Here is a 12,343-nt window from a genome sequence, read left to right as displayed (position 1 = left end):
AGCAATCGGCTGTTAACCGATCGGTCGTAGGTTCGAATCCTACCTGTGGAGCCATTTTTTGTATTCTGCTTCCATAGCTCAGCAGGTAGAGCACTTCCATGGTAAGGAAGGGGTCGCAGGTTCAAATCCTGTTGGAAGCTCTCTTAGAAACATTGATTTAAAAGGCTTTTACTCGTAATGGGTAAGAGCATTTTTCGTTTCTTCTAACATTTTTCTAACGAACATTATTAGATTGTGTGACGTCCTACAAAAAACAAGAAAAACGTATTATGTTGCGATTGAACGTTATAACCAGTAAACGGATTTAGAGTTCAAATTACTCGAAATCCTTTTTGATTAAGTATTTATTAATCAACTTCAACAACGGATGTTGAACCAATTAGATCATGAATACCTCTATTATCTTCCCTTTTATATATCATTACAGAACTTATAATAAATGCGATACCTAAGCTTAAAATTCCAATAAGATAAAACCCTATAAGTTCTCTTAAAACCATGTTTTTAAGAGTTAGATTTTCCCCATTAATAGGCTTAACTTTGATATTAGTAAACCATTTACCAACAACATATCCTTTCCAAAAAAGTGGAAGCATTGTCATATAAGCTATATAAACAACTTGCCAATATATACCCCGATCTGCCGGAAAATTACTTTCTATATTAAATATAGAAATGAAAACAATAAAAACAATAGTTAGACCGAGTAAATCGTAAAGTCTGGCTAGGAATCGTTTTCGTAGTAGTGTTAAACCTTGAATAATACCATCCTCCTTTTAGGAAAATATATTAATCCATATCTTAAATTTCGTATAGTATATAAGTTAACATTTTCTATTTAGATGGAAAAGGGACTCCTATAGTGGTTCTTTCAACTTCATTATACTAAGAAATAATTACCAAACTCATTGCATTTTTTAGATTGCTTATTATTTTTGCATACGGTAAAATACAGGATTATTCCTGCTGGATTTATTTCTACAGGAATAATCCTTAGTTTTACTTTATAAGTGTTTAACTACAATCGTAACCACGTGCACAATCAACGTTTACCCCATAACCGCCAGGGACAATTGTACCCTTACCTGCGTCAGTATAAACTTTTGTAATCTCTTGAATTCCTGCCAAAATAGTGGTTCCTATAGGGTTTTTATAAGAAGTTTGTACACTAAGGTAAACTTTGTCATGCATACTATTTGCTATCCAAACCGCAGCATCAAATAGAATATTGCCCCAACCAGGCAGACCGATAGTGGCGTCTAAAACTGATTGTATAGCTGAAATAGTAAAACCAGCCATACTTTGTGTGTAGAATTCATCTGTGCCTGAATATTTCCAGGGAGTCAATTTATCTGAAAAAGCAGAGAACTCACCACTCTGTTGGTTCATTTCTTTAGTAATTTTAGATTGCTGATTTTTGATTATTATTTCTTCTTTTTCCCCTCTTACAGGGTTTCTTTCTACTACCGCATCTTTGTTCTGAGTTATTGTAACAGTTTGTTCTTCGTATAACTCATACTCATCATTTTCATTCAATTTGTAAATTTTACTGTAAACATTTCCAGTAGCTAGGGATTTTCTCTCAACAATTTTGAAAGTTCCTTCGTCTTTCTTATGGATGTATTCTAAATTGTTATCTCCTTTTTCTATTATGGTAATTCCATTAGCAGATCCCTCATTTGCTGAAGCCGTGGCAAAGGGTGGTATTAAACCTACTACTAGTATCCCTATTATTGCAAATAATGAAAGCTTTTGTTTTTTCATCAAATTCCCTCTAATGTTAATTTTTCCTACAATTTCAGGGTATAGACCATCTAGTAGAGAATCAAAGGTCAAATATAGCCACATATTAAATATAGATTGAGTTTCCTTCGAATATCTTCTATAGACTTCACCTATCGGATAATAACTAATAATTTCATAGGATAGAATGATTTTACGCGGCTTCTAAGGACTTATTATTCAATATTTCTTTGTTATCGTGGCTATGAAATAAAGGTTGATAGTTTGAGATAAACAACCATTATTTAAAATTTAACTTGATAAAAATCCTATGTAATTGAGTTGCAGGTTAGACAAATGAAAATTATGCTTGGTTAAAGACCATATTAAGGATATTGTGACAAAATTTACTTAATCTAAAGAGTGATATAACGGAATAAGCTCCATAATCAAAAGATTATAAAATACACCATTTTATACATTGGTAGTATGTTGAAGGTTTTTTGATATACGGAATATATACTGTCGTTCTATTAAATCTCAAATACAGTTTAGGTTCAAATCAAGAGAAGCTTCTTAAAATGTATAACTGTTCTCCAATTTCAGTGATGAAACAGTAACAACTTTATTTTATATAAGTCGTTTATGTCCAATTGCTTTTATGAAAGTGTTGATATTACAAGCTTCTAATCATATAAGTTGCTTAGATTTTTATTTTTATCAAGTTACTATTGTAAGGAAGGGGTCGCAGGTTCAAATCCTGTTGGAAACACTGTTAACTCATAATGGGTAAGAGCAGCCTTTATTTTATACCATTGAAAAACCCGCCCTGTTGACGGCGAAACCCTTTTGACTGCGGATCCTATGACATCGTATATCTTCAAGGTGAACAAAAAAGAGCTGCAAATTTGACAGCTCCTTTTATAAATAAAGTATTTCCCCATATTTTGACTTGGATTTATTTATTTTCGTTATCTTTTACCAACATAATGATAACATTAGAACCATCGGCATATTTTTCTGAATTCATGACTCTAATATTTAACGTTCCTTCTTTCCTTTTTGCTGTATATTGATGATAGTTAATATCTCCACTTTGTTCAATCACTGAATTTTGCTCGCTGAAGATTTCGCTGTTTATATAATCCGTGTATAATTTTTCAATATCTTCAACCTTTGTTGGTGCATCATACGCAATGGATATCATTCCATCTGCTTCAGTGGCTTGAAAGATATTTGCTTTCTCAGGGATTGGAATATCAGAAGGAAACGTTTCGGGCAATTCAACATTATTCCCGATATTCATGGAAACATCTTCATTCTCACTTCCACTTCCAGATCCGCTTACTGTGACATTTTCCCCTTCTGTATCAATCGAAATATTTTGTTCATTACCTTCCTCATCACTTATTTTGATATTATCTTTAGATACTTTTAATTTACCTTCACTGCCGATCGGAATATCAATACAACCAGCTAAAAATATTGTGAAGAGAGATAGAAAGATGCTTATCTGTAACAACCTCACGTTTGTTTCACCTCTATTTTAGTTTTCAAAAATACTTTCTTTTTCGTTATTCGCTCCTACTTTTGTTCAATTGTTTTTCGGCCATGTTACCAGCAATCGGTAATTTGAAAAGCTTTCCTTGATATGCTTTCCACATCATCAATAACCAAATTACTACATATAATGGCGTTAATAATAATCCGATTGCCCATCCTATAATCGGAATGGCAGTTAATACGATATTGATAACAAAGAATCCAATCGATACAATGATTGATTGTAATGCATGAAAACGAATAAATTGGTTTTCTTTTTCAATAAACAGGAAAATAATTCCTGTTATAAACCAAGCTAAATAGCAAAGTAATCCAGCAATGTTTTGATCCATTCCAGTAGCTGTCTTTTCCTTTTTATCATTTTTATTTGATTCTTCTTCCATGAATACGCTTTGACCTCCTACATTATCGTCTGAATTTGAACTCATCCTTATCCTCCTTCAAATATTGTCTAAGAGCTATTGTATGATGTGAAGGTTAAGTTCAAGTAAAAAAACAAAAAAACTTATAGAAATAATTTTCTACAAGTTTTAACTAAGTCGTAAATTTTTTGAATGGATTCTAAAGTGAAAAACAGGTATATATCTGGTGTTAAAACGGATGTCCTCTAAAATACAAAACGATAGCCAAAGCCCCGTACAGTTATTATGTACTTAGGGTCAGTGGAGTCTTTTTCAATTTTACTACGTAAATTTCTTATGTGAACTTTTACAGTTTGGATATCACCAATTGAATCAATACCCCAAATAAGATCATAAATTTGTTCTACACTAAATACTTGATTTGGTCTTTTGGCTAATAAGATTAGCAGTTGCATTTCTTTTGTTGAAAGCGGAATTTTACGACCTTTTATAAAGCATTCATACGTAGTAAGATTAATTTCTAGTTCTCCGTATTTGAGAACTTCGGATGATAATTGAGCTCTTAACTGCTGATATCTTTGTAAGCTTGCTTTAATTCTTGCTTCTAGCTCAGCAAAGTCAAAGGGTTTGGTAATATAGTCATCTCCTCCTAATTCAAAGCATTTGATTTTGTCAATGAGATCTCTCCTACCACTAAGGAATAAGATTGGAATATCAATTGCTTCTCGAATTCTCTTACAAACTTCGAAGCCATCTATTCCTGGTATTTCAATATCTAATACTACTAAATGTGGGTGTTCGCGATCAGCTAACTCAACCGCATTTTCCCCATTATCCGCAGTGATTACTTTATAATGTCGATTTTCTAGATACAATTGGATTAAATCTCGAATACCCGCTTCGTCTTCAACAATAAGTATTTTTTGTTCTGTCATTAGAGTACCTCCTTTCTTGATTAGACGTACATCCATTTTTCTTGTCGTTTATGAATGTGTATATCGTCATAATTTCATTTCATGATTTAAATTGAATCATACATAATCAAGGTTAAATGTAAGGAAAGGTAGTTTATTTAATATGACAGTGGTTTTAATTTCTTTACTGCTTTCACTTTGAGAGATTTTGGAGAATTAGAAGAGGGTTAGTTGGATGAAAACTCAAAATAGTTTGATTGAATTACTATTATTCGATATACTCATTTGAGACAATTTTGTTTTATCTGATGCGTAGTGAGTTCAAAATGATACCTCGATTAGATTATACCTCAAGAATCCATTTAAACCCTATTCCTTTCATATTGTTATGAATGTTTTTATTCCTTTTTCTACAATAAAAATAAATGGTTAAAATTTATTTAAATAAACCTTTCTTCAAAAAGTTAAAACTTCAAAACTTAATTTATAGTCTATGCAATATCGAGTAAAGTTTGGCCGTTGTATTTAGTATAGAATGTGGTATCACATAGCGAGAGGGGAGGTCCCGATGTTTAAAACCATACATATGCAAATCTTGCTCACTTTCATTATATGCATGATGCTTTTGTCTCCTAATACGGTAAGCGGAAACGTGAAAAATGCTTTTGTGTTGGATTCAGCTACTGAAAAATTAGATTTATATCCTCTTATTTATATGATAAAAGATAGGAAGCGAAATTTCACGATTGAGGATGTAACTTCAGAAGCATATCAGGAAAAATTTGTTCATGCTGATGACGTAGAGCAAAAAGGAGGCTTTTTTGAATCTGCTACTTGGCTTCGATTTGAAATAGGAAATAATTCAGATCAAAAGGATTGGTTGCTTGAGTTTGCTTTTCCACTCATTTATGAGCTTCAAATATTTGAAAAAACAGAAACAGGAGTCATCCAGCTTACTAACACTGGTGCGATTTATCCTTTTGCAAAGCGAGAATTTAATCATCGTAATTTTGTTTTTAATCTTGATGTTGAGCCTGGACAAAGTAAGGTTTACTATGTTTTAGCAGTGGGAGGTGGAGATCTTCATCCACCGATAAACATTTGGAGCAAAGATGCATTTGTTGAGAAATCACAGCTTGAGTTTCTAATGCTTGGGATATTTTATGGGATTATTTTTGTGATGATTTTGTATAATTTATTTCTTTATTTTAGCTTGAAGATAAAAAGTTATCTTTATTATGTTATTGTCATCACTTTCACATTATTAGGGAAGCTCTCTATTAATGGATTTGGTTTTCAGTATTTATGGCCAAGTTATCCAGAATGGAACTTGATTGCGACCCCTTTTTGGGTAAGCATGGCCTGTATATTTATTGTTATCTTTACAAAGAATTTTCTAGATGTTAGCGCATATATTCCTTCATTTCAAAAGCTAGCCTATTTCCTAATTGCTGTCAATGCCCTGGTGATTGTTTCGCTGCCGTTTTCACATTATGTAGGTCTTTCCATTATGTTGTTTGGGGCATTCAGCACATTTTTCACGGTATTAACTACTGCAATTGTTTGTTTGAAAAAAGGAGCACGTCAAGCACGCTTTTATATCGTTGGTTGGATCGTTTTTTTAACAGGTGTGGCGATAACGATATTGGAAAGAGCTGTTATCATACCGTATTCCATTTTTACCGAATATGCTGGTCAAGGAGCACTCGTTATAGAAGTTGTGCTTCTCTCACTAGCTTTAGCAGATAAAATAAATATAATGAGGATGGAGAAAGAAGAAGCAGAGCGAAAGGCGAGGCAGAGTCAAAAGGAAGCGTTGGAAAATTTAAAAAAGGCAGATGTATTAAAGGATGAATTTCTTGCTGCTACTTCTCATGAACTACGAACACCACTATATGGAATGATTGGAGTTGCTGAATCGCTTCGAGATGGCATAACGGGAGAAGTATCGGTGCAAATGAAGGAACAGCTATCCGTAATAATCACGAGTGGCAAAAGATTGACGCAGTTAGTCAATGGAATCTTAGATTTTTCAAAATTAAAGTATGATTCGCTTACCTTAGATTTAAATAAAGTCTATATACAGGGGATAGTGGACATCGTTATAACTGTTTCGAAGCCGCTTTTAAAAAATAAGCCAGTCCATATTATTAAAAAAATGGATAAGAATCTTCCACCGATTCGAGCAGATGAAAATAGACTGCAGCAGATCTTATATAATTTATTAGATAATGCCATTAAATATACGGAGAATGGAGAAGTAACTGTTTCTGCAGTAACTGAAAATGATGAAGTGAAACTTAGTGTGTCAGATACAGGTGTGGGCATTTCGAATGAAGAGCTGACTACTATTTTTAAACCTTTTCAACAAGGCAATACATCGGACGGCATCGGGATAGGATTAAGTATTACAAAACAACTAGTTGAGCTTCATGGCGGGAGACTAACAGTGGAAACACAGATTGGAAAAGGAACTACGTTTACTGTAATTCTTCCGGTGTACGCAAAGCGACCTAACCACTTAGTTGAAGCCGCCTTTACAGTGGAAGCAATTCATAATCTACAGCCAAATCAATTGGATGTGGAGGTAGTTTCTTCTCAAAATCGAGCGAGAATATTAGTTGCGGATGATGAAGTAGTTAACTTACATGTGTTGACGAATCAACTTGTCTTAGAGGGTTTTGAAGTGATTTCAACATTAAATGGAGAAAAGGTTTTCCAAATAGTTCAGGAACAATCTATTGATTTGCTCATCTTAGATATCATGATGCCCAATATATCTGGGTATGAAGTGTGTCAGCGCTTGAGAGAACATTATTCTTTAATGGAACTTCCTATATTAATGTTAACAGCAAAAAATCAACTTTATGATAAAGTAGCTTCTTTTGAAGTAGGAGCGAATGACTATTTAGTCAAGCCTTGTGAAAAGCAAGAATTACTTTCACGTGTTAAAACACTAGTTAAAGTGAGGACACTAAACGAGGAATTGAAAATGCTGAATCTGCGTCTCGAGGAAAAAATACAGAAGCGAACAGAGGAACTGACAAGTGCAAATGATGAACTTCAGCAGTTGAATAATGAACTGGTAGCAATGACTGCTTCAAGACGACAATTGTTGGCAAATATTGCGCATGAATTAGGTACACCTGTTACTTTAATTCATGGGTATCTTCAATCATTACAGGAGGGCCTCATTGTCCCTAATGATGGGAATTATAGTCAACTAATATTTGATAAAATTAAGGTTTTGAATCGTTTAATTAATGACCTGTTTGACTTATCAAAACTTGAGGCAGGAAGAACAAGTTTAAATATGAAAGAAGTAAAATTATCAAAATGGATAGAGCAAATCTATCAAAAATGCGAGTTTGGCGTGATTCAAAGAAATAGAAGCTTTAATCGAACGGAACTTCCTGATCTATTTGATACGTATATTTGTGCGGTTGATGAAGAACGAATGGATCAAGTATTCTTTAATTTAATATCAAATGCAATTAAGAATACAAATAAAGGGAATGGAACAATTAGTGTGAGTGCTAGATTAGACACAGAAAGGAGCGCTGTAACGATTAAAGTACAAGATAATGGCTTTGGAATAAGCTCAAAAAATTTACCGCTAATTTTTGAGCGATTTTATAAAGGGCCACAAGATGAAAAGCATGACTTTCCAGAGGGAACTGGATTAGGGTTAGCCATTGTTAAGGAAGTTGTGCAAAGTCATAATGGGGAGATTTGGGTTAATAGTGAAATAAATAAAGGAACAACCTTTCATATTATTCTTCCAGTGTGGTTGCAAAAACGCTGAATAGCTATTATTAATTTTTTTATAAAAAAATCCGTAAAGTTGGAAATTTCTAAACTGAGAAATTCCCAACTTTTTATTTTGTAAATTTTAAAAGTATGAATTTGTTGATTAGTTATTTGCTAATAGTAGCCACGCAAGTTGCAGTGTCTACATCTGATTGCTTTTTTACTTAAAAGAGTGGAGCAAGTCGATTCTATCCGGAAAAGATTTTTCCATTCTTTACCTCGAATTAACCTTCGTTTTTTAACATGAAAAGACAACTGTAGTGTAACTGAAAAGCTAAATATAGGAGGGTGGTAGTAATGAAGTAAATAAGTATGGCCATAAGGGGAGGACATTTAGTTTTACAGGGGATGAATGGCTGGAATCAAAAAGAACGATTAATTTAGAATTAAGAGGTGTAGAAATGCCGAGAAAAAAACCACGAAAAAGCAAACTTTCAAAGAAGGCAGTTATTTTCTTCAGTATCATTTTACTCGTAGGATCAATACTTCCTTCTCTACAAGGGTTGTTTTATGTTCATGCAGAAACAAACCAAGTAGAAAACAAAGCAGAAGTAAAAGAAGAAAAGAAAGTAATAGAAGAAGAGGAACAAGAAGTAACAGAAGAACAGGAAGATGTAGGATCGGATAAAGGCGAATTGCTAGATGAAGAAGTGGATAATGAATCAAATGATACTAGTGAAGTAACTGAAACGGAAAAACTAAACGAAGAACAAGCTTCCGCAAATGATGATGGAGAATTATCTTCGCCCCTTGAGAGTGAAAAGAATCAAGAGGAAGAAAAGGTAGATATGCCTTCATCGGATCTGTCCTCGGAAGAGAAAGTAGATAAGATAAAAAAAGAAGAAAAACCCAAAAAACAGCAAATGAAAGTATCTTCTGAATCGGTTATCGAAATTCATACAGCAGAGGATTTAAACAATATTCGGGATAACTTAAGGGGACAATACATCCTTATGAATGATATCGATCTTTCGGGCATTAATGGAGATGGATTCTGGGTTCCAATTGGAACACGTTCTAGCCCGTTTATGGGGACATTTGATGGAAACGGGCATACCATTCGAAATATAAACATTTTTAGATATGGTAGTGATGAAGTGGGTCTGTTCTCTTATACGAGTGGGGCCGTGATACGGAATGTCACACTTGATAATGTGGATGTAACAGGAAGAGCTCATATTGGCGCGCTCATTGGAACAGGTATTTTCACAACGGTTGACAATGTAACTGTTGTTTCTGCTGCTATAACAGGTGTTGATTATATTGGTGGACTAATTGGTCATTACACTAACAGCAGTGCAGTTCAGAACAGTTCTACATCAGGAACGATAATTGGCACTGGTAGAACCGGTTATGTTGGTGGATTGATTGGATTTATGCAAGGTAGCACGATTTCCAATGCTTCTTCTACTAGTAGCGTTGAAGGTACGAACAGTGTTGGCGGCCTTGTTGGGAATGCGCTAGGTGACGTTCTCATTAAAGACAGCTTTGCAACGGGAGAGATTACAGGTGACAGACATGTCGGTGGTCTTGTTGGATACACTCAGAGAAGTGAATTCGAAAATAGCTATGCCACTGGCGCAGTATCAGGTTCGGATATTGTCGGTGGACTTGTGGGATTTCATACTGGGAGTACTACAAAAGAAAGCTTCGCAACGGGGTATGTATCTAGCACAGATATAGCTGGAGGATTAATAGGAAGAGCAACCGATAGTCTTATTCAAAACAGCTTTGCAACTGGAACAGTGGAAGGTAGCAACCTTTATATTGGCGGCTTAATCGGATTGGTACATTCCACAGACGTTATGAATAGCTATGCGGTTGGGAATATCATCGAAGGACGAAATTATAGTGGCGGTTTAATTGGGGGACAGGTGAGTGGTACGACGTTAAATGTAGAAAATAGTTATTACGATAAAGAAACCACCGGTCAAGATGATGAAGGAAAAGGTGATGGAAAAACGACTGCAGAGATGCAGAACATTAGCACGTATCTTAATTGGGATTTCACATCGATCTGGGGTATTCATGATGGGCGGTATCCTCATTTGAAATTTCATGCACCACCCGCACCACCGACACCAACTCCAACAGGCATTATTTATGTAAAAGAGGGATCGAGCGGTCATGGTGTAAGCTGGGCTGATGCATTCGGTACACTGCAAGAAGCATTAAATATTGCCACAGCTGGTGACGAAATTTGGATAGCGGAAGGTACATATGTGCCAACAAAAGCATTAGATGAAAACGATGAACGAACGAAAACATTTCAAATGAAAAACGACGTCACAATTTACGGTGGTTTCCCGGCAAATGGAAATCCGACTATGTCTGAGCGGGATCCTAAGGTTTATGAAACGATTTTAAATGGTGAGTATGAACCATCTGAACGCGCTTATCATGTGTTTAATCATAGATATTCTCAATCTACTTTAGATGATACGGCAGTATTGGATGGCGTTACGATTACAAAAGGTTTTGCAGATGGGCAAAATAGTAATCACCAACATGGTGGAGGCATGTATAACAGAAACGCAAATCCGACCCTAAGAAATGTAATCTTTAAAGATAACAGGGCTGAAAATGGCGGTGGAGCAGTATACAATTTTGGTGCTAGCCCGACATTAACAGACGTTTTGTTTACGGGCAACATGTCGTTGGGATCAGGAGGTGCGATGGCTAACGCGGGTGGCAAACCTCATCTAGAACGCGTACAGTTTTTCAGAAACGAAGCAACGTTTGGAGGTGCAATTGCTAACTACTCTTCTAGTAAGCCTATGATCAAAAATGTAACCATTCATGGGAACGGAGCGCTTTACGGAGGAGGCTTGTATATGTATAACAGCTCTCCAACGTTAATGAACGTATTAATGCATGGTAATATAGCCGTATATCACTCTGACTCTCCTAGTAGCGGTAAAGGTGGTGCGGTATACATTGCCGATGATAGTCAAAGCACATTTATCAATTCAACAATTACGGATAACAAAGCAGGTAAATCTGGCCATGGAATATATGCAGGAGGAACGGAAAACGCGCATCCAGAAACAATCATTCAAAACTCAATTATTTGGGGCAATCATGGCGATAGTATTTTTAACAACCATGGAGCAGTTGCACATATTAGTAACAGTTTAATAGAAGGTTCAGGTGGAAGTAGTGCTTGGAAGAAAGATTTTGGAACGGATAAAGGGAATAATTTAGATGTAGATCCGATGTTTGTTGACCCTAGTCTAAACGATTTTAGACTAAAAAAAGACTCTCCATCAATTATGGGAGGGAACAATGAATTTTTACCAGCGGATTTATCAACAGATCTTGATGGTAATGATCGAATCAAAAATAGTATTGTCGATATCGGAGCATATGAGTATCAAGAAGTTATTGTAAAAACAATTGAATCTGTAGAACCTTTAAGTGATATTTTAGTAGAAAATGGTACGACACAAGAAGATATTGGTTTGCCTACAAGTGTTGAAGTCCTGTTAAGTGATGGTACAAAGGTAGTTGTCAATGTACGTTGGAATAGTTCTACACCTGAATACGATAGTGTGAAAGCGGGATCTTATGAATTTGAGGGAGATCTTATTGTAGAAAGTAACATAGAAAATCCAGATGATCTTAAAGCTAAAATAATCGTAACTGTGAAAGCACAATCCGATGATATTAGTGAAGAACCAATTGAAGAACAAACAGATGATGGCGGGAAAAAAGAATCTGATGCACTCAATAAGGATGAAAAGAATGATAAGAAGGATAACAGTTCAAACAACGAGAAGAATAAAGAGCCAGCACTATTTGGAAAGCAGTTACCAAATACCGCTACTTCAATGTACACGTTTATGATTATAGGTTTATTTATTATTCTTTTGGGAATGGGTTTATATTTGTACAAACGAAAAAAAGTTGCGCATTAAACATAAAGTAATCGATGTTTAACTCCTTAAGCAGTAGTTTTGCTTGAGGAGTTTT

General features: G+C 35.0%; 7 protein-coding genes and 1 tRNA gene. 3 read left to right on the top strand and 5 right to left on the bottom strand.

Annotated elements, in window-relative coordinates; genetic code table 11:
- Positions 1-67 precede the first annotated feature (67 nt).
- A tRNA-Thr gene (locus SPK86_RS14220) sits at positions 68-140 on the top strand.
- Between the two features lie 207 nt (positions 141-347).
- On the opposite strand, the gene SPK86_RS14215 is transcribed toward SPK86_RS14220, so the two are convergent.
- From SPK86_RS14215 to SPK86_RS14195, 5 genes are all read right to left on the bottom strand, one after another.
- Positions 348-761 (bottom strand): RDD family protein, encoded by a 414-nt coding sequence (locus SPK86_RS14215; RefSeq protein WP_330949672.1) that lies wholly within the window; start codon positions 759-761, stop codon positions 348-350.
- A gap of 253 nt (positions 762-1,014) precedes the next feature.
- Positions 1,015-1,764: a hypothetical protein gene (locus SPK86_RS14210; RefSeq protein ID WP_330949669.1), complete on the bottom strand. Its 750-nt coding sequence runs from the start codon at positions 1,762-1,764 to the stop codon at positions 1,015-1,017.
- 916 nt (positions 1,765-2,680) lie between these two features.
- Positions 2,681-3,250 carry a hypothetical protein gene (locus tag SPK86_RS14205; RefSeq protein WP_284141615.1) on the bottom strand — a complete coding sequence of 190 codons (570 nt, stop codon included), beginning with the start codon at positions 3,248-3,250 and terminating at the stop codon, positions 2,681-2,683.
- A gap of 46 nt (positions 3,251-3,296) precedes the next feature.
- Complete coding sequence (locus SPK86_RS14200; protein ID WP_330949668.1) at positions 3,297-3,713, bottom strand: DUF4870 domain-containing protein; 417 nt, start codon at positions 3,711-3,713, stop codon at positions 3,297-3,299.
- A gap of 179 nt (positions 3,714-3,892) precedes the next feature.
- Positions 3,893-4,582 (bottom strand): response regulator transcription factor, encoded by a 690-nt coding sequence (locus SPK86_RS14195; RefSeq protein WP_284141613.1) that lies wholly within the window; start codon positions 4,580-4,582, stop codon positions 3,893-3,895.
- A 547-nt stretch (positions 4,583-5,129) separates the two neighbouring features.
- On the opposite strand from SPK86_RS14195, the gene SPK86_RS14190 reads away from it, so the two are divergent.
- Both SPK86_RS14190 and SPK86_RS14185 read left to right on the top strand, forming a co-directional pair.
- Entirely contained in the window at positions 5,130-8,366 is a 3,237-nt protein-coding gene (locus SPK86_RS14190; RefSeq protein WP_330949667.1) for an ATP-binding protein, read from the top strand.
- 406 nt (positions 8,367-8,772) lie between these two features.
- On the top strand, positions 8,773-12,288 hold the full coding sequence (locus SPK86_RS14185; protein WP_330949666.1) for a GLUG motif-containing protein: 3,516 nt from the start codon (positions 8,773-8,775) through the stop codon (positions 12,286-12,288).
- The last annotated feature ends 55 nt before the right edge of the window (positions 12,289-12,343 follow it).

This window comes from Virgibacillus sp. MG-45, from assembly GCF_036409425.1.
Classification (GTDB): domain Bacteria; phylum Bacillota; class Bacilli; order Bacillales; family Amphibacillaceae; genus LDC-1.
Note: the sequence above shows the minus strand (reverse complement) of the source record. Positions and strands in the feature narration are given on the sequence as shown.

Bases quoted from the DNA above. Each gene is read 5' to 3' on its own strand.
- SPK86_RS14210 (WP_330949669.1), bottom strand. From the start codon at position 1,764: ATGAAAAAACAAAAGCTTTCATTATTTGCAATAATAGGGATACTAGTA.
- SPK86_RS14200 (WP_330949668.1), bottom strand. From the start codon at position 3,713: ATGAGTTCAAATTCAGACGATAATGTAGGAGGTCAAAGCGTATTCATG.
- SPK86_RS14195 (WP_284141613.1), bottom strand. From the start codon at position 4,582: ATGACAGAACAAAAAATACTTATTGTTGAAGACGAAGCGGGTATTCGA.
- SPK86_RS14190 (WP_330949667.1), top strand. From the start codon at position 5,130: ATGTTTAAAACCATACATATGCAAATCTTGCTCACTTTCATTATATGC.
- SPK86_RS14185 (WP_330949666.1), top strand. From the start codon at position 8,773: ATGCCGAGAAAAAAACCACGAAAAAGCAAACTTTCAAAGAAGGCAGTT.